The organism is Streptomyces sp. NPDC127106, from assembly GCF_042677605.1.
Lineage (GTDB): Bacteria > Actinomycetota > Actinomycetes > Streptomycetales > Streptomycetaceae > Streptomyces.
This window is the reverse complement of record NZ_JBHXTC010000076.1, coordinates 12,696-33,441: the sequence shown is the minus strand read 5'-3', so window position 1 is coordinate 33,441 and position 20,746 is coordinate 12,696. Positions and strand designations below refer to the sequence as shown.

The window sequence follows — 20,746 nt, the reverse complement described above, 5'->3', positions numbered from 1 at the left end:
GTCGAGGAGCAGGACGTCCTTGACCTCACCCTTGAGGACACCGGCCTGGAGGGTGGCGCCGATGGCGACGACCTCGTCCGGGTTCACGCCCTTGTGCGGGTCCTTGCCCGTCAGCTCCCGCACCAGCTCCGTCACCGCGGGCATGCGGGTTGAGCCGCCGACCAGGATGACGTGGTCGATGTCCGAGACCTTGATCTTCGCGTCCTTGACCGCGTTGTGGAACGGCGCCTTGCAGCGCTCCAGGAGGTCCGAGGTCAGCTGCTGGAACTGGGCGCGGGTGAGCTTCTCGTCCAGGTGCAGCGGGCCCTCGGCGGATGCGGAGATGTAGGGCAGGTTGATGTTGGTCTCGGTGGCGGCGGACAGTTCGATCTTCGCCTTCTCCGCGGTCTCGCGCAGACGCTGGAGCGCCATCTTGTCCTTGGACAGGTCGATGCCGTAGGCGTTCTGGAACTGCTTCACGAGGTGGTCGACGATCTTCTGGTCCCAGTCGTCGCCGCCGAGGTGGGTGTCGCCGTTGGTGGATTTGACCTCCACCAGCCCCTCGCCGATCTCCAGGAGCGACACGTCGAAGGTGCCGCCGCCCAGGTCGAAGACGAGGATCGTCTGGTCGTTCTCCTTGTCCAGACCGTATGCCAGCGCCGCGGACGTCGGCTCGTTGATGATCCGCAGCACCTTCAGTCCCGCGATCTCACCGGCCTCCTTCGTGGCGGTGCGCTGGGAGTCGTTGAAGTACGCCGGAACGGTGATCACGGCGTCCGTGACGTCCTCACCGAGATATGCCTCGGCATCGCGCTTCAGCTTCTGCAGGACGCGTGCCGAGATCTCCTGCGCCGTGTACCGCTTGCCGTCGATGTCGGCGGCCTCCGGGAAACGCCAGTCCGCCTCGCCTATGTGGCGCTTGACGGACCGCGCGGTGCGGTCGACGTTCGTCACCGCCTGCCGCTTGGCGATCTCTCCGACCAGGACCTCTCCGCCCTTGCCGAAGGCCACCACGGAAGGGGTGGTCCTGTTTCCTTCGGTGTTGGTGATGACCGTAGGCTCGCCGCCCTCCAGGACTGCGACGACGGAGTTGGTCGTGCCCAGGTCGATCCCGACTGCACGTGTCATCGTCCGCTCCTCTCAGATCCATGAACCTTTCGACTGCCCGCTCCCTGCTCGGGCGGCCCGAGCAGGGCCGCCGCTGTACCGGTCCGCCGCAGGAGGCGCCGCACCAGGGGTGAGGTGACGCTCACCAGGCGCAGAGCGGTGCCTTGTTCGGTTGCCCGGCGGCGGGCTTCCAGCAGGACGCCGAGTCCGTAGCAGTCGCAGAACTCGACTCCGCTGAGATCGACCTCCACCACACGCGCGCCGTCGGACAACGCCTCATCCAGGGTGACTCGCAGCTGCGGCGCGCTCAGGATGTCGATCTCTCCCGAGACGGCGACCTCGAGGTGCCCGTCGGCGCGTCTGATCGCGGCCGTGAACGGCGGTGTGTCGGGCATGACCGCAACCTCGCCTTCGTCCCGGCTGACTTCGAGACGGAGGATGGAGGGCGGCCGGGGGAAGGCCGGCCCGCCCTCCGTGTTCCTGCCGTGCGTCCGTCAGGCGTTGATCTCCTTGCGTGAGCCGTATGCGGCCCTGATCTCGATCTTCCGGGGCTTCGCCTCCTCAGCGACCGGAATGCTCAGCCGCAGCACACCGGCCTCGTAGGAGGCCTCGATACGGTCGGTGTCCAGCGTCTCGCCGAGGAACAGCTGGCGGCTGAAGCTGCCGGAGGGGCGCTCCGCGATCAGCACGTCGCTGTCGTCTCCGGAGGCGGCGGTCCGCCGCTCCGCCCGGACGTTGAGGACGTTCTGTTCGACGTCCAGGTCGATGGACTCGGGGTCGACGCCGGGCAGGTCCAGCTCGACGACGAAGGCGTCACCCTCGCGGAAGGCGTCCATGGGCATGGCCGCCGGCCGGGCCGTGGTTCCCAGGACCTGCTGTGTCAGCCGGTCCAGTTCACGGAAAGGATCGGTCCGCATGAGCATCATCGTTCACTCCTCTCCCTCTCGTCACAGATGCACATGGCGACACCACCTCTATAGCGCGCAGCAATAAAGTTGACAAGACCGGACTCAAGGCAGTTGGGGGTGCGGTGCCGGCTCGGATGGCCACGGGTGAGATCACGAGGCGGGCCGCAGGCGCACGGCCAGGCCGGCGATGTCGTCGCTGCTGTTCCGGGCGAGGCCTGCCAGAAGCTCGTCGAGGAAGGTGGGAATGTCCTCGCGGGCCAGGCTGCGCCATGCTGGCGCAGCCGTTCAAGGCCCGTGTCGAGGTGCTCGCCGGGGCGCTCGATGAGCCCGTCGGTGCACAGCAGGACGGTGGAGCCGGGCGTCGCCGTCGGGGGTGATCAGCAAGGGCGGTGGGTGGCCGGCGGCCAGGGTCAGGGCGCCCAGGACTTGACGGTGGGCTCGCAGCGGGGCAATCACTGCGGGCTGTGCATGCAATGCGGTGAAGAGGGTGACCTGGGCTGCGTGCCATGCGGACGCATCGTCGGCGTCCAGGACCGATTCGGGATCGGCCACGAGTGGTCCGGCGCCGCGCAGCACCCTGGCCAGCGGGTCGACGGAGGCCTGTGGCACGTCAGGCAGCGGGCCCTGCAGGTGGGCGGTCGGCCGGGCGGTGTCGAAGTGTTCCACCACTACCCTGGACGGTCTGCCTTGGCGATCAAGCAGGTCGGCCGTGCACCAGTCCGCCAGCTGCGGCAGCAGCACCCGGCACAGCCGCCGCAGCGCTTCCCGGCCGTCGAGAGTGCCGGAGAGCGCGTCGGTGGCCTCCACCAGCAGCGCCAGCCTCTGCAGCGCCGTCTGGAGCACCGCGTCGACGTCACCGCCGTTCCCGGCGGCACCTCGCTCCTGACCCGCGCCCATATACCGATCTTCCTGTCCATCCCTGCCCGTCACCAGGCCCGACGTGCGAGGTGCCGAAGTGCGGCACCGTCCGCGGCTTGCCCGGCGGGCCGTCCTCACCCGGACGCGGCTCGCCGTCGGCGGGGATCTTGCCGCCCGGATTCCACGAGCCTTCGGGCCAGACGACCGAGATGAAGCGGGATGGTGGGTGGCAAGGTCGCCACGCGAAAGGCGTGCCTCCCTCCCGGTCGCGCGTGGGCCAGCCGACGGGTTCGGGGTCAGAGATCACGTGCTGCGTTGGTCGTGGGTGTCCTGGCGGAGTTGGTCGGTGTGCCGGGTCAGGGCGTCGATGCGTTCGGCGAGCACGGCGTCCTCGGGCCGCAGATGAGGGCGGGTGTCGGTCAGCGGCCGGACGAGGCGTGCCGCGTCATTGTCGGCAAGGGCCAGGTTCAGCTCGTCGACGGCATGCCGGGCGCTGGCGGGCAGGCCGGTGAGGGCGGTGACCTGGCCGGCTAGGCGGCGCAGGTCGGCCGCGTTGTCACGGGCCCAGGCGGTCACGGTGCGGTCGGCGGCGCGCATGTCGCGGGTGGCTTGGACGCGCTGTTCGCCGGTGGTTCCGGCGATGCCGGGGCGCGCTCGCAGGTAGCGGCGTTCGGCGGCCTGGCGGCTGGCGACCCCGAGGGGACCTGCGAGGTCGGCCCAGCTCGCGCCCTGGCCGCGGGCGGTTTCGATCAGGACGCTCTCCCAGCCGGCGAGCTGCTCGCGGACCTCGCGCAGCATCAGCAGTGCGGCCAGGGCCGGGTGCGGGCCCGCGGCCGGCGCGGGCGCCGTTGATCCCGGAGGCGGCGTCTGCGCGTCCTTCACTGCCTGGCCGATGGTCTCCAGTGCCGCGGCCGCGGCAAGGAAGGAGACCTGCTCGGTCGGTGGGGCGGCCTCGTCCATGGCACTCTCCGTAGCCTTGTCATCCTTCAGATGACTCCTTGCTTGTCATCGTTTCGATGACATGTTACAACGGGAGCAAGTGGAAGCGCATTGGCAGTTCCTGCCTGAACCAGATGGAGGTGTTTCGCGATGTTGATGCGCACCGATCCGTTCCGCGAGATGGACCGGATCTTCCAGCAGCTGTCGGGTACGACCGGGACCTGGTCGAAGCCGGCCGTGATGCCGATGGACGCCTACCGCGAGGGCGACGCGTACGTGATCGCCTTCGACCTCCCCGGCGTGAGCGCCGAGGCGATCGACATCGACGTCGAGCGGAACATGCTGACCGTCAAGGCGGAGCGCCGTCCGGCCGCCCAGGGCGACAGCGTGCAGATGGAGCTCTCCGAGCGGCCGCTGGGTGTCTTCTCCCGCCAGGTCATGCTGGCCGACACCCTCGACACCGAGCACATCGAAGCTGACTACGACACGGGTGTGCTGACCCTGCGGATCCCGATCGCCGAGCGCGCCAAGCCGCGCAAGATCGCCCTCGGCGGCGAATCCGGCCGCAAGCAGATCTCCGGCTGAACAGCCCCACACAGCGGCGGAGGACGGGGAAAACCGACCCCCTCCGGCACCCCGCCCTCCGCGCTTCTTCGACCCCTCCACCCGGAGGTGAAGCGATGCCGATGCGCCAGGAAGCGTTCCTGGACCACGTCCAGGAACGCGGCGAGTACCAGACCCGGGAAGAAGCCGAACGAGCGGCCCGCGTCGTCCTGGCCCTGCTCGGCGCTCACCTGGTGGGCAGCGTGCGCGCCGCGCTCGCAGCCCGGCTCCCCGAGACGTACGCCCTGATCCTCCTCAACCCGCTCCAGGCCGCCGAACCGCTCTCACCCGAACGCTTCGTCCGCGCGACCGCGGCCTGGATCGAAGGCGCCACCGAGAAGACGGCCCTGTGGGACATCGGCGCGGTCCTCAGCGCTACGGCCGCAGCAGCAGGAGACTCCCTCATGCGCGAGGTCCTGCTCCAGCTCCCGCCCGGCTACGACCTCCTCTTCGGCCACCCCCAGCCCACCTGACCACCTGCCGTCACCGTCCGGCAACCGAACCCGCGAAGAGAAAGGGAACTGCAGCACCATGCACGACCAGCCTCGACCGTACTCGGCCCTGCCTGCCATGACGTTCGACCAGATGCTGGAACGCGTGCGCTACGAAGGCGCCTACCCCACCCGCGAACGCGCCGAAGAGGCCGTCCGCAACGTCCTGGCCGCCCTCGGCCGCCAGATCACCGGAGACGAACGCGTCGACCTCGCACAGTGCCTGCCCGTCGAGGCCGCCCTCGTTCTGACCGCCCAGATCTCCGACATCGAAAAGCTCACAGGCTGGAGCTTCGTCAAGAACCTGGCCGCCCGCACCGGCACCACCCCGGCCAGCGCACGCTGGGACACCGGCGCCGTACTCGCCGTCGTCACCCGCCTCACCGGCCCCGATCTCCTCACCCGCATCCTCCACCAACTCCCCACCGGCTACGCACTCCTCTTCGGGCAGGCAGAACTACGGCAGCACCAGCCAGTCGCCTCATCCCGCCCGTCAGTTGTGGCCGGGCGACCCGCGAATCCCCGGCCATTGTCCATCCCCGGTGGCGGCCAGTTGTTCCATGCACCCGCCGTAGACGCCGAACACGTCATCGACTCGTCATTCAGATAGATCGGCGTGCCGTCCGAAATCCGGCCCGGGCCATGGCCACGGGAAGGGACCGCTCGCGCCTCTGGGCCGGCTCGCGGGCGCGCTCTTCGTACCGGCCCTCTTCGCGGCAGTCCTGGTGACCCTGGCGTCCTACCGGCCGTCGCGCTGCCTGACGTACGGGGAGCACTGCGCCGAGGGGCTGCCCGGGTGGGTGTTCGTATGGAGCGTCGGCCTCGGGTCGTGACACTGGTGGTCGCCCTTGCGGCGCCCCTCCTGAGGATTCGGCAGGTCGCGCTGACCGTCCAGATTCTTGCTGAATGCACGGCGCTGCTGGTGGTCCTCAGTTACGCATGAGTGGTGGGCCCTGCGGCCCCCGGCGCCGCAGCGGTCGAGGGCGGCGGAAACGCTCCCGGACGACGTCGCCTTCCCCGGGCAGTACGGTGATGCCGGCGGCCCACGGGAACTGCACGGGCCCGGTCACCGCTGCGTGGGCGACTGGGGCGATGCGGCGATCGGGCCGGGAGCGGTAGCGACTTTGGTCGACGGGTGTGAAGCCCTTCGGCCGACGTGCCGCCGATCGCACTCCGTACAGGCTGGCGGCATGACTTCAGCACCGATCGCCCGCCGGACCCTGCTTGCGGGCACTGCGGCCCTGTCCACCGTGTGCGTCGCCGGCACCGCGCGTGCCCTCCCGACGTCCGCCGACGCGCCGGCGTTGCCGCGAACCGCTGCATCGCTCACCTACAAGGGCGTCAACTTCGATACGGACCGCGAGGTCTGGCGGACGGAGTACGTCCGCCGGGAGATCGCGTCCATCAGGGAGCAGCTGCACTGCAACGCCGTCCTGCTGCTCGGCCACGACCTCGATCGGCTGACGGAGGCTGCGTCGATTGCGGCCGCGCACGGCCTGTTCGTCTGGTTCGAGCCCAGGCAGTTCGACAAGGACGCGGAGCAGACCCTCGCCTTCCTCGGCTCGGTGGCGGGCGCTGCCGAGCGGCTGCGCACCCGACATGCGGGCGTGGGCATCGCGGTCGGGACCGAGCTGACCATCTTCATGTCCGGCCTCGTGCCGGGCAAGGACTACAACGAGCGCGGTCAGGCGCTGGGGCGTCCCGAGTCGGCCGGCTACCAGGAGCGGCTGAACGCCTTTCTGGACCGGGCACTGAAGACCGTACGGCCGCTGTTCAGGGGGCCGGTCACGTACAGCTCGGGGGAGTGGGAGGAGGTCGACTGGCGCGGCTTCGACGTCCTGGGGGTCAATCTGTACCGGCACGCGGACAACAGGGCGACCTACGCCAAGAGGCTGGGGGCCTTGCATCGGCACGGCAAGCCCGTCGTCATCACCGAGTTCGGATGCTGCACCTTCACGGGGGCCAAGGACCAGGGCGGGTCGGGCTTCAACGTGGTGGACTGGGAGCAGGAGCCTCCGGTGGTCAAAGACGGCTACGTGCGCAACGAACGGGAACAGGCCGGCGAGATCGGGGAACTGCTGGACCTCTATGCGGCCGAGCGGGTGCACGGCGCGTTCGTCTACCACTTCATCGCCCCCGACTCGCCCTGTTCCCCGCAGCGCCGCCACGACCTGGACGTCGCCAGCTTCGCGCTGGCCAAGACCTTTCCCGCCGGGACGCGGCGCGGCTACGCGGAAACCGGGCAGTGGGAGCCGAAGCAGTCCTTCCACGCGGTGGCCAGCCGGTTCCGGTGACATAAGTCTGGGTGTGGCACTCCCATGCCTGCTCCCAGCGCGCCGACGGGATCGGCCGCGGAGGGATGCCGAGACCACAGCGCCGCCGCCTGCGCCTTCGCCCGGCGGCCGTGGGGTGCAGCGCCTTGTCCGACGGAGTGCCGGGCCGCGCGGTCCAGCCGCACGGGTCGTCGAGTGTGGCCGGGGCGTCCCGCGCCGGGACGACCGTCGGTAGGCGACGGAGTAGTCCTGCTCGCGCCCGGACGGCGGTGCTGCCCAGAATCGGAGGGCGTGCGCCCGCGCGCCACCCTGTGGAAGGGGGTCCCATGCCACCGCACCGGCCGGTCGAGGACGATGCTGCAGGTCCGGTCCGTTCCGAGCCGGGTTCCCTCCTCGAACACGTGCCCGTCGCGGTGTTCGGCATCGACGACCGAGAACGGATCTGCTGGTGGGGGCCGGGAGCCCGCGGCCTGTTCGGGCACGAGGCCGCGCAGGCGCTGACCCGGCCCGCCGCCCTGCTGTTCCCCGGAACCGCCGCCCCCGAAGACGTCGCGCCCGCCGCCCGGCTCGTCGGGAAGGCCCGCACGCTGGGCTACTGGCGGGTCAGGATGCCGGCCCGGCACCGGGACGGCACGGTCTTCGACTGCGGCTTCCGCGTGTTCCCCGTGACCGCGGCGGACGGCGGCTGGGCGGTGCTGGGCCTGGCCAGCCGCGGCAAGGAGCTCGACCGGGTGAAGACGAACCTGTCCTTCCTCGACGCACTGTTCGAAACCTGCCCGATCGGCCTGGTCATGCTCGATCAGGACCTGCGCTACGTCCACCTCAACCAGGCCCTGGCCGACATGGACGGTCTGCCCCTGGAGGACCACCTCGGCCGCCGCACGGACGAGGTCATGCTCACGCACGACGGCGGCGCGTTCCGCGCCCTGATGGAAGGCGTTGCCCGGGACGGCCGCCCCGTGGTCGGCACGTTGGTCGGTATGCGCACCCTCGGCTTCCCCGACCGCGACCAGGTCCGGTCGGTCAGCCTGTTCCCGCTCAGCGGGGCCGGCGACACGCGGCGCGGCGTGGGCGGCCTGCTGGTGGACGTGACCGACCGGGAGCAGGCCCTCCTGGACGCCACCGCCGCCCGCCAGCGCCTGGAACTGCTGGACAGGGCCACCGCGCGGATCGGCACCACCCTGGACGTCGACGTCACCGCCCGCGAGCTGGTCGAGGCGGCCGTCCCGGACTTCTGCGACGCCTCCGTCGTGGAGCTCGTACGGTGGGCCGACGAGCGCGAGCCGTTCGACCCGGCCCTCCCGCTGGTGACCCACCGGATCGCTGCCCTGACCACCCTCCCGCCGCCCGCCCCCGAACTCGTCGGCGGTCTCGAAACGATCACCTATCCGCCGGGCTCCGGCATCCACGACATGCTGCGCACCGGCCGACCCGTGTGCGTCGCGGTGAACGAGGACTTCACGACGCGCACCGTCGCCCACCGCGAACGCGCCCGCCTCCTGCTGGACAGCGGCCTCGCCTGCATCGCCATCGCCCCACTCGTAGCCCGCGGCACGGTACAGGGCCTCGCCATGTTCGGCCGCTCCGCCGCCCGCCCCGCCTTCGACGAGTCCGACCTCAGCCTGGCGGGCGAACTCGCCTCCCGGGCAGCCCTGTCCCTGGACAACGCCCGCCTCTACAGCCGCGTCCGGGACATCGCCCTCACCCTCCAGCGGGCCCTGCTGCCCACCGCCCCCGCCACGGGCCCGTACGTGGACCTCGCCCACCGCTACCTGCCCGGCAGCCGCATCACCGAGGTGGGCGGCGACTGGTACGACGCCATCTCCCTGCCCGGGGACCGGGTCGCCCTCGTCGTCGGCGACGTGATGGGACACGGCGTCCCCGCAGCCGCCGCCATGGGACGGCTCCGCGTCACCGCCAAGGCCCTTGCCCGGCACGTCACCGAACCGGCCGCACTGATGACGGAACTCGACGCCTACACCCAGGAGACCGGCATCGAGTTGGCCACCTGCCTCTACCTCGTCTACGACCCGCACACCGGCTTCGCCCGCATGGCGAACGCCGGCCACCCTCCCCTCCTGGTCCGGCACGCCGGCGGTACCGCCGAGACCATCGGCGACGTCCTGGGCGTCCCCCTCGGCGTGGGAGGCGTGCCCTTCCGGTCCACCGACGTCGAGTTGCCCGACGGCGCCGTGCTCGCCCTGTACACGGACGGCCTGGTCGAAAGCCGGGACCGGGACCTCGACGCCGGGATCGCCGCCCTCGGCCGCGAACTCGGCGCAGGTGCCGCGAGCGGCTCACTCGAGGACGCGGCGGACCGCATCCTCGACCGCATGCTGCCGGACTCCGCCACGGACGACACGGTCCTGATCCTCGCGCGCGTACACCGCGCCACGTGAACGGGTTCCGCAGGGTGGTGGTCGCGGCGCAGCTTCTGGTTCCTGTGGGCGGAAACGTTCACCCCCGCGGTCACGCGGGATGCGCCACCGCGTCCTTCTGCAGTTCCACCGCTGCCCGCAGGCTCAGTTTCGGCTCCGCCTGGCGCAGCGCCTTCACCGCGGCGACCGAGCCGATGTCCCCCGTGAATCCGACGGCGGTCAGCCGGGAGCGGACCCAGCGGGCGCGGAGCTGGGACTCACTGGCGGTGGCGGCGGCTTCGACGAGTACGACCGCGCGTTCCAGGCCCGGGCGCTCTTCGGGCGAGGCCTCGTCCAGCGCCCGGCGCAGGGCCGCCGCAACCGTGTCCGTGTCACGGATGAGCAGCACGGAGTTGTGCTTGGTGGTTCCCAGGAATCCAGTCATGTGGATCATCGTGATGGCCGTGTTCCGGGCACAGCAAGGGACTTGAGGATGAACAGAGGTTCGGCCGCGGGCGGGCACCGGCGACGCACCGCACGTACGGAGAACGAGCCGACGTCCTCAGTGGCCCCGCCGAGGGCGGGACCGGGACCGGGACCGGGACCGGCCCGGCACGCGACGTGCCGGGCCGGTCCGGCGTTCAGAAGTTCCAGCTCTGGCTCAGCGCGCCGTTGCAGCTCCAGCTCACCAGGAGCTGGCCGTTCTCAGGCCGGCCGAACAGGATGTCGAGGCACTTTCCGTTCACCCGGTTACGGATCTCGCTGCCGTTGCGGAACCACTTCTGGTGGCGACCGCCGTTGCAGTCCCACGTGCTGACCGAACCCTGGTCGCCCAGATGGGGACCGTAGATCTCCAGGCACTTCCCGTTCATGCTGGAGCGGATCTGCTCACCGTCCCAGTACCACTGCTGGTTGGTGTCGCCCGTGCAGTCCCACGTCACGGTGGAGGCGCCGTTGTCCTGGTGCCACATGAAGATGTCGGCGCACTTTCCGTTCAGGTTGGACTTGAGCAGCGGTGCCGCGGCGAACGCCGGCGCGCCCGTCAGGGTGGCACCGGCCAGCAGTCCGACCGCCGCCCCCAGCAGCATCAGTCGTCGCACAGACCTCATGATTCTCCTTCGTATCGTCCTTGCGCGGTTGCGCTGGGGCCATGTCTAGCTGCCGGTCGATGTCCGGCGCCGGAACGGGGATTCCGGACATCAAAAGCTGGACAATCACCACCCATCACGGCTGCGGAAAGGCGCAGGAAGGAAGGCCATGCCACGTCCCGAACGCCCGCTCGACCTGGACGGCGGTCCGCTGACACGGTTCGCGGCGGACCTTCGGAAGCTGCGCGAGACGGCGGGACGGCCGCCCTACCGGGCACTGGCCAAAAAGGCTCACTATTCGTCCACGACACTGTCGGACGCCGCGGGCGGGCACACGTTCCCGAGCCTCGCCGTCACGCTCGCGTACGTCGAGGCCTGCCAGGGCGACCGCCGCGCGTGGGAAGCCCGATGGCATGCGGTCGCCACCGAGATCGCCGCGAGCGCACGGGGCGACGGGCCCGGCGGAACCAGCCGGCAGAGCACACCGTACGCGGGCCTCTCGGCGTTCCAGCCGGAAGACGCCGACCGCTTCTTCGGGCGCGAGCGGCTGACCGGCGAGGTGCTCGCGAAGGTGCACGACCACCGCTTCCTGGCGGTCTTCGGGCCGTCCGGATCGGGGAAGTCCTCGTTGCTGCGGGCGGGGCTCGTCGCCCGCGCGCGGGCGTCGGGGTGGCCGGTGATGCTGCTCACGCCGGGCCCGCACCCCGTGGAGGAGTGCGCGATCCACCTGGCCGCGACGACGGGGGAGACGCCCGGCGCGCTGCTGACCGAGCTGCTGGACGATCCCGCGGCGCTGCACCTGCGGATCCGGCAAGCCGTGGTCGACCGCACACCGGACGTCGACGTGCTGATCGTGGCCGACCAGTTCGAGGAGGTCTTCACCCTCTGCAAGAACCGGGCCGAACGCGACGCGTTCATCGCCATGCTGATCGCCGCCACCACGGCGACCACCAGCCGGACCCGGGTGGTACTCGGCGTGCGCGCCGATTTCTACGGCCACTGCGTCCAGGACCCCCGCCTGGTCGAGGCGATGCGCGATGCGCAGATCGCGGTCGGTCCGATGAGCAGCCAGGAGCTGCGCGAGGCCATCACCCGCCCGGCCGTGCTCGCCGACTGCACGGTGACCGGCCCGCTGCTGGCAGCCGTGGTCGCGGACGCGACCGGCCAGCCAGGTGCGTTGCCCCTGGTTTCGCACGCGATGGCCGAGACCTGGCGCCGCCGCAGCGGCAGCCGTCTGACCCTGGACGGGTATCTGGCGGCCGGCGGCATCCAGCACGCCCTCGCACACACCGCTGAGGCCGCCTACCGGTTGCTGTCGCCGGTTCAGCAGGACCTCGCCAGATCGCTGTTCCTCCGGTTGACCGCGCTGGGCGACGGTACGGAGGACACCAGGCGCCGGATCACCAGGGACGAGCTGGACCCGAACCCCGACACCGCCTTCGTACTCGAATCGCTCGCCCGGCAGCGGCTGGTGACGCTGGACCAGGGGTGCGTCGAGATCACCCACGAGGCGATCATCCGGTGCTGGCCGAGACTGCGCGGCTGGCTGACCGAGGACCGGGACCGGCTGCTGTTGCACCGGCAGCTCACCGAGGCGACCGCCGGCTGGGAGGCGCAGGACCGCGACCCGCACGCCTTGTACCGGGGTGCCCGCTTGGCCGCGGCGCTGGACCTGGCCGCCGCGGACGGCAGCCGGCTGACCTCCAAGGAACGGCGCTTCCTCGGCGCGAGCCGAGAAGCCCAGGCCGGCGAAATGGCGGCGGTCAGGCGACGGACGGTACGCCTACGGCAGCTGGTCACGCTGCTCACCGTGCTGGTGGTCATCGCGGCGACCGCGGGCGGGCTGGCCGTCGACTCGCGCGACGCGGCCATCCAGCAGCGCAACGTGGCCATTGCGCGGAAGGCCGCTGCGGACGCGGCCGAGGTGCGGCAGCAGAGCCCCCCGCTCGCCGCGCAGCTGAACCTGGCCGCGTACCGGTTGGCAGCCACCGGCGACGTCCGCGACCAGCTCATGAGCGCGTTCGCGACGCCGTACACGAGCCGGCTCACCGGCCACACCTCCGACGTGGTCGCGATCTCCATCGCTCCGAAGAGCACGGTCCTGGCCACCGCGAGCTGGGACCGCACGGTCCGACTGTGGGACATCGGCAACGCCCACCACCCCGTACAGCTGGCCGTCCTGCACCAGCCGGAGCAGCTGAGGTCGGTGGCGTTCGGTGAGGGCGGCCGTGTCCTCGCCACGGCGAGCGCACGATCGGTACGGCTGTGGGACGTGGCGAACCGGCGTGCGCCCGTCGAGCTGAGCACGCTGCCGGATCCGCCGTCCGGGCCGACATGGGTGGCCTACCGCCCCGGCGGCGTCCTCGCCACCGGCCACACCGACGGCGCGGCGCGGCTGTGGAACGTGAACGATCCCCGCCGCCCGCGGCTGCTGGCCACCGTGCCGGGCCACACCGGCACGGTCACCTCGACGACGTTCAGCCCGGACGGCCGCACGCTGGCGACCACCGGTGACACCACCGCCAGACTGTGGGACGTGGCCGACCCCGCGAATCCGCTCCTCCTCGACGTCCTGCGCGGACACACCGACACGGTGACCTCGGCCGCCTTCAGCCCTGACGGCCGGAGCGTGGCGACCGGGAGCTGGGACCGCACCGCACGGGTCTGGGACGTCGGCAGCAGCCCGCGAGCGCAGCCACCGGCCGTCCTGCTCGGCCATCCCGCGATCGTCTGGTCGGTGGCGTTCAGCCCGGACGGCAGCACGCTCGTCTCGGTGGGCGGGTCCACCCTGTTCTGGGATGTCACCGCCCGGGCCGCCCCGAAGCGGGTCAGTACCGTGCAGGGCGGGTTCTACCAAGCCGCGTTCAGCCCGGACGGCCGCGTGCTCGCCAACTCCGACCGGCTCCTGGACCTGCGGGACCTGTCGCTCGCGACCCACGACGACGTGGTCACGTCCCTGGCGTTCGGCCCCGGCGGCCACCTGCTCGCCAGCGCCAGCTGGGACGGCACCGCACGCCTGTGGCAGGTCACCGGAGGCCGGGCCCTGTGGCCGCTGTCGATCCTGCACGGGCACACCAAGTTCGTCCGGTGCGTGGCGTTCAGCCCGGACGGGCGCACCCTCGTCACCGCCAGCGAGGACGCCACCGTCCGAGTCTAGGACGTGACCGATCCACGCAGACCGCGGCTGGCATCGGTCCTCACCCCCGACGCCGGCGAAGTCGGCGGGGCCGCCTTCGGCCCGGGCGGCCACCTGCTGGCCGTCTGGGCGCAAGGCGCCACCGGACTGTGGGACCTGACCGATCCCGGCAATCCCCGGCCACTGAGCCGGATCGCCGCGGGCGGGCCGCACGTCACGATGGCCTCGTTCCGGCCAGCCGGCCGCACGCTGGTGACGAGCACCGGCGAGTCCGGTTCGCTGCGGTTCTGGGACATCGGCGATCCGCGCAGCCCCCGGGAACTGCCGTCCCCGTTCCGATCCGCCCCGCTGACCGGCGGCGTGTTCAGCCCCGACAGCCGGAGACTGGCCGCCTTCCACCGAACGGACAAGACGGTCTGGCTGATCGACGTCAGCGATGTCCGCCGCCCGGCGAAGGTGACGCAGCTGCCGGCGTCCGGCTCCTGGCTCTACACGCTGGTCTTTGACGCGGACGGCCGTCGACTGGCAGCCGGCGCCGCGGACGGCAAGGCCCTGCTGTGGGACGTGAGCGGTGCGGCCACCCCCACCGTCCTCACCGGCCACGCGAACCCCGTACCGGCCGTGGCGTTCAGCCCGGACGGCCATACCCTGGCCACCGGCGGCAACGACTTCACGATCCGGCTGTGGGACACCGGCCTGGACAGGGTCGCCGCCCGCATCTGCGACAGCGCGTTCCCCCGGATCACCAGAGCCCAGTGGGCGCAGTACTTCACGGCGGTCGACTTCCACCCACCCTGTCCGGCGACATGACGTCTGCTCCTGACGACGCCGCTCTCAGCGCCAGATCGTCTGGACGGAATCGAACTGCACCCAGGTGATCGGGTTCCCGCTGTTGCCGCCGTAGATGGTCAGGGACCCGGCGGTGTTGACCTCGAATCGGCAGGCGTTGATGCCCTGGCTGTTGTTGCGCGGGGCGGTGGCCCGGACCAGGGCGGTGGGGCGCAGTCCGGTCGGCAGGGTAGCGATCTTCGTGTCGCTGGCCAGGTTGCAGGTCACCGAGCCGCGCGCCTGGAGGAATACCGTACCGGCGATGGTGATCAGCCGGACCTGTGGAGTCGCCCCCGTCTGGGCGGCGACACCGGGTTCGAGGACGAGATCGGTCCACGGCTGCGCCTCGACCCCGCCGGCGGCGACGGCGGGGGCGGCGGCCATCAGGTTCGTGGCGGCCAGCGTGGCGGGCAGGGCGAGCGCGGCACCGAGGACGCGGCGGCGGTTGTGGGACATGGGTGGTTGGTCTCCTTGGCCTTGCGGAAGGTGGGCGAGGGGGGGAGGGAAGGGGGAGGGATGGAACGAGACGTCGTTCAGCGCCAGACGGCGCTGAAGTTGTCCAACTGGGCCCACGTGATGGGATTCGTGGAGCGCCCGCCGTAGAGCCAGAGCTCGCGGACGGAGTTCGCCTCCGCCCGCGCGGTGCACACTCCACCGCTGTTGTTGCGCGGCACACTGCCCTGGGCCGCGATGCTCGGCGCCAGGGCGTCGGGCAGCGTACCGATCCGGACGTCCGCGTCGAAGGTGCCCTTCACCCCGCCACTGAGTTGCAGCACCGTCGTCCCCGCGATGCTGATCAGCCGCCCCTGCGGTGCGCGGACGTCGGCGGTCACCCCGCTCGCCAGCGCAATCGGCTGCCAGTCGGCCAGCACCTTCACCCCGTCGACCTCCGGTGCCCCGGACAGGGACAGGATGGTGCAGGTCCGCGGGCCGGGCTCCTCGCCGGCGAAGCCGAAGTGGACATGCGGCACCCCGCTGCGCACCGACACGGCCATGCCCTCGGGTTCGCGCAGTTCCAGGCCCGGAGCGGCGGTGGTGAACTGCTGGTCCAGGACGGCGCCGGTGGCCCAGTCCACTGCCGTCAGCCACGTGTTGCCGGGCGGCTGGAGCGTGTCCGAGTATCCGTTGCCGGCCAGCATGTACAGCACGCCGCCGAGGGAGGCGTAGCCCTGGAAGGTTCCGTTGGCGTTCGGCTGGGTGATGCGGGCCAGCGGCGTCGTCCAGTCACCGGCCCTGGCCTTGTCCAGGTCGTGGGACTCGAACGTCATGCTGCCGCTGTTGAAGCGGACGATGACGCGGTTCGTCGTGGGGTCGATGGTGCAGGTGACGTTGGTGGCACCGGCCACGGGCCGGTAGGGCTCGGCGAGCTGCGAGGAGCCGGAGCTGAGGGTCGTTCCGTTGCGGAACTCGAAGTGGGTGACGGCCGTGCCGTAGCCCTCCTTCTCCTCTTCCGGCACGTTGGTGCCCATGGGGATGGACGCCGTCTCGGTCCACAACCGCGCGACTCCGTCGTGGTGTTCGACGCCCATGGACACGCCGTGGCCGAAGCCCCGCAGGTACATGTGCCCCGTGATGGCGCCCGCCTGGTCGAGGCGGGTCACGGCCAGGTCGCCTGCGTACGCCCGCTGCCCGCCGGTCCTGGGGCCGGACTCTCCCGGGAGGGTGAGCCCGCCCTCGACGACCTGGAGGACGAAGACGTCGCCGGTGACCGGGTCGATGCCGAAGGACTGCATCACCGTGGCGTTCTGCAGCTTCCGCCGGTGGAGCAGCTTGCCCACCGGACCCGATATGTCGATCTGCCCCTCGACGCTGATGCTCAACTACGCCTCCTGCGCGGTCCGTCCGCTTGTCCGTCGGTCAGTCAGCAGTCGCTGTCCTGACCAGGGCCAGTCTGGCAGCCGGGCGAACGGGCGGGGGTCTCCGGATGATCACTTCTTGGTGACTGTCGTGTTGTACGGGCGGGCCGTTCCCAGCGGGGCGGTCGAGTGCGCCGGAGCGTCTCGGGGCGCGGGTCTCATCGGCAGTGCGCCGCCGGGCCTGCGCAGCGCCACGCCCGCCACGGCCCAGCCCCGAACCAGTACATCAAAGGGTGTACCGGTCTTGTCGTCCCTCACGTCGATGTGATGATCTCCGCCGGTTCCTACGGTTTTCGTATGGAATCACCGAACGGTCGGACCGGAATCCACCGCATGCCGACATGGCGGGCGGCGGCCACCGCGATCCTGTTCACCGTGGTCCTCCCGCTGGCCGTGTTCTACGTTCTGCGGGCACAGGGGATCAGCCAGTGGCTGGCACTGACGCTCAGCGGGGCGGTCCCCGCGGTCCGCATGGCCGTGGAAGCCGCCACACGGCGGCGTGTGAACGGCTTCGAGACGTTCATGATCGGCATGCTGGCAGTGCGCATCATGACGTCACTGCTCACCGGCAGTCCGCGGGTCATCCTCGTCAAGGACGCCGGACTCGGGGCCGCCGCCGGGCTCTGGATCCTGACCTCGCTCCTCACGGCGAAGCCCTTCGCCTTCCACGCAGGTCAGACCTGGCACGGGCCCACCGCGGCGGCCGCCCGGGAAGCGGCCTGGCGCGCCTCCCCGACGCTGCGCAGCGGACTGACACGGCTGACGGTGCTGTGGGGCTGCGCCCAGTTGCTGGACTGCGGCGCCGGTGTGCTCGTCGCCCTGCTGCTTCCGGTGGAGGCGGTTCCGGCACTCAACCGTGCGAAGGGACTGGTGCTGCTGTGCGCCGTCATCCTCGTCACCGTCGCCTACAGCCGCCGCTACGGGCGGCGGCACGCCCTGTCCCTCTTCGGCTCGACACCCCTGATCACCAGAAGGGAAGGCTGACCACCATGACCGTCCACCGGACGAAGGCCGAGGAACCCACCACCCCCGCATCCTCCGCCCCCGAGGCGTTGCGCGAAACGCTCGCGGAGCTGCGCCGCCTGGCCGCACTCCCCCTCGAACGCGGCCAGACACTGCCACCCCACGCCTACACCTCCCCGGAACTGTACGCATGGGAAGTCGAACGGATCTTCCGGCGCGAGTGGCTCTGCGTGGCACGGGCCGAGGAGATCCCACAGCCGGGGAGCTATCTCCGGTTGAACGTCCTCGACACGCCGCTGGTGATCACCCGGGACGAGGAGGGCGAGCTGCACGCCCTGTCCCGGGTGTGCCGCCACCGGTTCATGGACCTGCTGCCACCGGAGACCGCACCCGAGCACGGCTGCCTGAAACGACTGACCTGCCCGTACCACACCTGGACGTACCGGCTGAACGGCCGGTACGCGGGGCAGCTCGCCGGCGCACCCCTGATGCAGCGGGCCGACTTCGACCGCGCCGGCTGCCGGCTCCCGTCCCACCGCGTCGAGGTCTGGAACGGCTTCGTCATGCTCAACCTCGACCCCGGCGCGACACCGGCAGCACCCGCATTGCGAGGGCTGGACCTGCGGCTGAGCGGCCACCGCCTCGCGGACTGGGTGAGCGTCCACACCCGGACCTGGGAGGGCGTGCCCGCCAACTGGAAGGTCGCGGTGGAGAACGGCTCGGAGAACTACCACCACATGGGCACCCACGCGGCGACCCTGGATCCGGTGCTGCCGGGCCGGGACACGGAAGTCGACGCGTGCGACGGCCGCTGGTTCACCATGTTCACGCCCCTGCTCGACCCCGAGCAGGGCGGCACCGGCCCGGGAAGCCCTTCCCGATCCCGCGCCGGATCGCGGCCCGGAATGCTCATCGCCGGGATCTTCCCGCAGTTCGTCCTGGCGGTCCTGCCCGACAGCGCGGTCAGCATCCGCTGGCTGCCCACCGGTCCCGCCACCCACGACACGCGGATCACGGCCATGGTCCCGCCCGGCGTGCCGGACACGCCGGGCTTCGCGGAGCAGCTGGGCGCCATACGTGCCCAGCTCGCGCAGATCCAGGAAGAGGACCTCGTGGCCATCCGCGGCGTCCAGCGAGGCCTGGCCTCCCACCCGGCTCCGTCCAACGGCCGGTTCTCCCACCTGGAGCGCCCGCTGTGGCAATTCCAGCGCTACCTCGCGGAGCGCCTCTCGTGACCGCCGGCAGGAGCTGACGCAGGGAGGCTTCAACCCGGCCGTTTCCTTCGATTCCCGGGTGATTCCGCTGTCCTGCCGACTTCTCGAATGGGTACAAGCCGTGGCAATCAGTAATATTCGGGAGCTCCTGGGGTGACTCGCCCCATAGGGCGCACGTCACATACGAACCGGGCTAGTAGCGTCCCAGCCGGCGGAGGTCGCCGCTGGCACCGCCTCTCACCTGCCCGGATCTGCCGGCGATCACCGAAGGTCCGTCGCCGGACGATTGCGGGGTGCCTAGTAGGAGGGGTCGTTGCCGGGCCGGCGGCGGCCTGGCTAACTGGTGTTGTCGCCGGGGCGGCCGGGGCGCAGAGCCCCCCGCCGGGACGAACCCCTCTCCCTTGCGTGAGTGGCTCACGCACGTCTGTGACGTGCTCGCGACCGATCTTGTCCCCTACGGAAGGCCCTCCGTGTCCCACGCCGTCATCCGCCGCATCGCCGCCTCGAAGAAGACCCTCGCGGGTACCGTGATCGGCCTGGCCGCCGCCGGTTCCCTGCTGGCCGCCGTTCCGGCCCAGGCCGCACCCACGAGCGCCAAGGCGATCGCCCAGCAGATGATCAAGGACCCGGCCCAGTTCGCCGCCTTCGACAAGATCGTCTCCCATGAGAGCGGCTGGAACCACACCGCCACCAACGCGTCCTCCGGCGCGTACGGCCTGGTCCAGGCCCTGCCGGCGTCGAAGATGTCCTCCGCCGGCGCCGACTGGAAGACCAACCCGGCCACCCAGATCAAGTGGGGCCTGGACTACATGAACGAGCGCTACGGCTCCCCGGTCGAGGCCTGGAACTTCTGGCAGGCCAACCACTGGTACTAAACCACCGGTACTAAGGGGGAACGTCGCTCGCGCCGCCGCAACGCACCCGCACCGCTCCGCAGCCATGGCCGAGCCGGCGGTGACCAGTTCGTCCAGCTCTGCTCGCGCCCCGGGCGACAGGTCCGGCCGGCGCCCGGCCGGAGCCCCCAGGATTCACCCGGCCCGGGCACTTTCGGCATGCACGACGAGACCCGCGGGCCGTGCGACCTGCCGGCCGTTCCCCGGGCTACCGTCGGCGCCATGAAGCGAATCCGAGCCGTCCTGATCGACATCGACGGGGTCCTGACCGTGTCCTGGAAGGCCCTGCCCGGCGCCGTGGCGGCCATGCGCCGGCTGCGCGCAGCCGGTCTCGGCTTGGTGCTGCTCACCAACAACACCTCCCGGACCCGCGCCGCCATCGCCGCGCGCCTGTCCGAGGTGGGCTTTCCCATCGACGAGCAGGACGTCCTGACCGCTCCGGCCGCCACGGCGGCGTACCTGCGCGAGCATTTTCCCGGTGCCCGATGCGTGCTGCTCAACAGCGGGGACGTGCGGGACGACCTGCCGGGAGTCACCCTCGTCGACGAACGAAACGTGGACGTGGCCGTGGACGTGGTCGTCCTGGGCGGCGCCGGCCCGGAGTTCGGCTACCAGGCCCTCAACCGGATCTTCGGGCACCTCCAACGCGGGGCACGGCTCGTGTCCATGCACCGCAACCTGTACTGGCGTACCGAGGGGGGCCTGGACCTCGACACCGGAGCCTTCCTGCAAGGCCTTGAGGCAGCGGCCCGCACACAGGCGGAGGTGACGGGCAAGCCGGCTCCCGCGTTCTTCGAGAGTGCCCTCGCACACCTGGGCGCCGATCCTGCCGAAACGCTGATGGTCGGCGACGACATCGAATCCGACGTCCTGGCCGCGCAGCGCTGCGGCATCACCGGAGTCCTGGTGAAGACCGGCAAGTACGCTCCCGAAACCCACCACGGCGCCTCGGGCACTCCTGACCACGTCCTCGAATCCTTCGCCGACCTGCCGGACCTCATGGCCAGCCTCGCCGGGCGGCCGCGTGCTGATGCAGACCCGCCGCGGCACCCTCGGCCGGAACCGCGGCCCTGAAGGAGCCGAGGCCGCCGCGCGGGTGATCGCCCCGGTGGACGGCTGCCTCGGCCAAGACGTGGGGTGCGTGGGCCGGACGAGTGGACCGGCCGGGGCGGCGCTCGCGTGGGCTGGCGGCCGTCGGCGTCCGGGGGTCTCATGGGCTGCGCCCGTCCCGCCGCGTTCCCGTCCACCGTGCA

At 71.0% G+C, this 20,746-nt stretch carries 19 protein-coding genes and 1 pseudogene; 11 read left to right on the top strand and 9 right to left on the bottom strand.

Annotation, left to right across the window (positions count from 1 at the left end):
• The 5 genes from ACFVGY_RS34755 to ACFVGY_RS34735 form a co-directional block, all read right to left on the bottom strand.
• On the bottom strand, window positions 1-1,107 hold a 1,107-nt coding region (locus ACFVGY_RS34755), incomplete at its 3' end, for an Hsp70 family protein (RefSeq protein WP_385685592.1).
• Window positions 1,104-1,481: an STAS domain-containing protein gene (locus ACFVGY_RS34750; RefSeq protein WP_385685589.1), complete on the bottom strand. Its 378-nt coding sequence runs from the start codon at window positions 1,479-1,481 to the stop codon at window positions 1,104-1,106. The genes ACFVGY_RS34755 and ACFVGY_RS34750, both read right to left, overlap by 4 nt.
• 99 nt (window positions 1,482-1,580) lie before the next feature.
• Entirely contained in the window at window positions 1,581-2,012 is a 432-nt protein-coding gene (locus tag ACFVGY_RS34745; RefSeq protein ID WP_385685586.1) for an Hsp20/alpha crystallin family protein, read from the bottom strand.
• Between the two features lie 267 nt (window positions 2,013-2,279).
• Window positions 2,280-2,891, bottom strand: coding sequence for a hypothetical protein (locus ACFVGY_RS34740; RefSeq protein ID WP_385685583.1), 612 nt, complete (start codon window positions 2,889-2,891; stop codon window positions 2,280-2,282).
• Between the two features lie 264 nt (window positions 2,892-3,155).
• Window positions 3,156-3,812: an HSP18 transcriptional regulator gene (locus ACFVGY_RS34735; RefSeq protein WP_385685580.1), complete on the bottom strand. Its 657-nt coding sequence runs from the start codon at window positions 3,810-3,812 to the stop codon at window positions 3,156-3,158.
• A gap of 129 nt (window positions 3,813-3,941) precedes the next feature.
• On the opposite strand from ACFVGY_RS34735, the gene ACFVGY_RS34730 reads away from it, so the two are divergent.
• The 5 genes and pseudogenes from ACFVGY_RS34730 (at window position 3,942) to ACFVGY_RS34710 (ending at window position 9,557) form a co-directional block, all read left to right on the top strand.
• Entirely contained in the window at window positions 3,942-4,376 is a 435-nt protein-coding gene (locus tag ACFVGY_RS34730; protein WP_385685577.1) for an Hsp20/alpha crystallin family protein, read from the top strand.
• A gap of 95 nt (window positions 4,377-4,471) precedes the next feature.
• Window positions 4,472-4,867: a DUF2267 domain-containing protein gene (locus ACFVGY_RS34725; protein ID WP_385685574.1), complete on the top strand. Its 396-nt coding sequence runs from the start codon at window positions 4,472-4,474 to the stop codon at window positions 4,865-4,867.
• A gap of 58 nt (window positions 4,868-4,925) precedes the next feature.
• A pseudogene (locus ACFVGY_RS34720) lies at window positions 4,926-5,345 on the top strand (DUF2267 domain-containing protein); the annotation flags it as partial.
• A gap of 730 nt (window positions 5,346-6,075) precedes the next feature.
• Window positions 6,076-7,179: an abortive infection protein gene (locus tag ACFVGY_RS34715; protein ID WP_385685571.1), complete on the top strand. Its 1,104-nt coding sequence runs from the start codon at window positions 6,076-6,078 to the stop codon at window positions 7,177-7,179.
• A gap of 305 nt (window positions 7,180-7,484) precedes the next feature.
• Window positions 7,485-9,557: a SpoIIE family protein phosphatase gene (locus ACFVGY_RS34710; protein ID WP_385685568.1), complete on the top strand. Its 2,073-nt coding sequence runs from the start codon at window positions 7,485-7,487 to the stop codon at window positions 9,555-9,557.
• 70 nt (window positions 9,558-9,627) lie between these two features.
• Here the strand turns inward: ACFVGY_RS34710 and ACFVGY_RS34705 are convergent, their stop codons facing one another.
• The gene (locus ACFVGY_RS34705; RefSeq protein WP_385685565.1) at window positions 9,628-9,960 is read right to left on the bottom strand and encodes a hypothetical protein; all 333 of its coding nucleotides are present in this window, start codon (window positions 9,958-9,960) and stop codon (window positions 9,628-9,630) included.
• Between the two features lie 196 nt (window positions 9,961-10,156).
• Complete coding sequence (locus ACFVGY_RS34700; protein WP_385685562.1) at window positions 10,157-10,624, bottom strand: RICIN domain-containing protein; 468 nt, start codon at window positions 10,622-10,624, stop codon at window positions 10,157-10,159.
• 148 nt (window positions 10,625-10,772) lie between these two features.
• On the opposite strand from ACFVGY_RS34700, the gene ACFVGY_RS34695 reads away from it, so the two are divergent.
• Window positions 10,773-13,760, top strand: a complete 2,988-nt coding sequence (locus tag ACFVGY_RS34695; RefSeq protein WP_385685559.1) for a hypothetical protein — start codon at window positions 10,773-10,775, stop codon at window positions 13,758-13,760.
• 3 nt (window positions 13,761-13,763) lie between these two features.
• Entirely contained in the window at window positions 13,764-14,549 is a 786-nt protein-coding gene (locus ACFVGY_RS34690) for a WD40 repeat domain-containing protein (protein ID WP_385685556.1), read from the top strand.
• A gap of 24 nt (window positions 14,550-14,573) precedes the next feature.
• Here ACFVGY_RS34690 and ACFVGY_RS34685 read toward each other — a convergent pair whose 3' ends face one another.
• Window positions 14,574-15,023, bottom strand: a complete 450-nt coding sequence (locus ACFVGY_RS34685) for a hypothetical protein (protein ID WP_385685553.1) — start codon at window positions 15,021-15,023, stop codon at window positions 14,574-14,576.
• Window positions 15,024-15,100: 77 nt separating this feature from the next.
• Complete coding sequence (locus tag ACFVGY_RS34680) at window positions 15,101-16,387, bottom strand: hypothetical protein (protein ID WP_385685550.1); 1,287 nt, start codon at window positions 16,385-16,387, stop codon at window positions 15,101-15,103.
• Window positions 16,388-16,720: 333 nt separating this feature from the next.
• Between ACFVGY_RS34680 and ACFVGY_RS34675 the strand changes: the two genes are divergently transcribed.
• From ACFVGY_RS34675 to ACFVGY_RS34660, 4 genes are all read left to right on the top strand, one after another.
• Window positions 16,721-17,407, top strand: coding sequence for a VC0807 family protein (locus ACFVGY_RS34675; protein ID WP_385685547.1), 687 nt, complete (start codon window positions 16,721-16,723; stop codon window positions 17,405-17,407).
• A 5-nt stretch (window positions 17,408-17,412) separates the two neighbouring features.
• Complete coding sequence (locus tag ACFVGY_RS34670) at window positions 17,413-18,621, top strand: aromatic ring-hydroxylating dioxygenase subunit alpha (protein WP_385685544.1); 1,209 nt, start codon at window positions 17,413-17,415, stop codon at window positions 18,619-18,621.
• Between the two features lie 449 nt (window positions 18,622-19,070).
• Window positions 19,071-19,475, top strand: a complete 405-nt coding sequence (locus tag ACFVGY_RS34665) for a transglycosylase SLT domain-containing protein (protein WP_385675114.1) — start codon at window positions 19,071-19,073, stop codon at window positions 19,473-19,475.
• A 240-nt stretch (window positions 19,476-19,715) separates the two neighbouring features.
• Window positions 19,716-20,567, top strand: coding sequence for a TIGR01458 family HAD-type hydrolase (locus ACFVGY_RS34660; RefSeq protein ID WP_385685541.1), 852 nt, complete (start codon window positions 19,716-19,718; stop codon window positions 20,565-20,567).
• The last annotated feature ends 179 nt before the right edge of the window (window positions 20,568-20,746 follow it).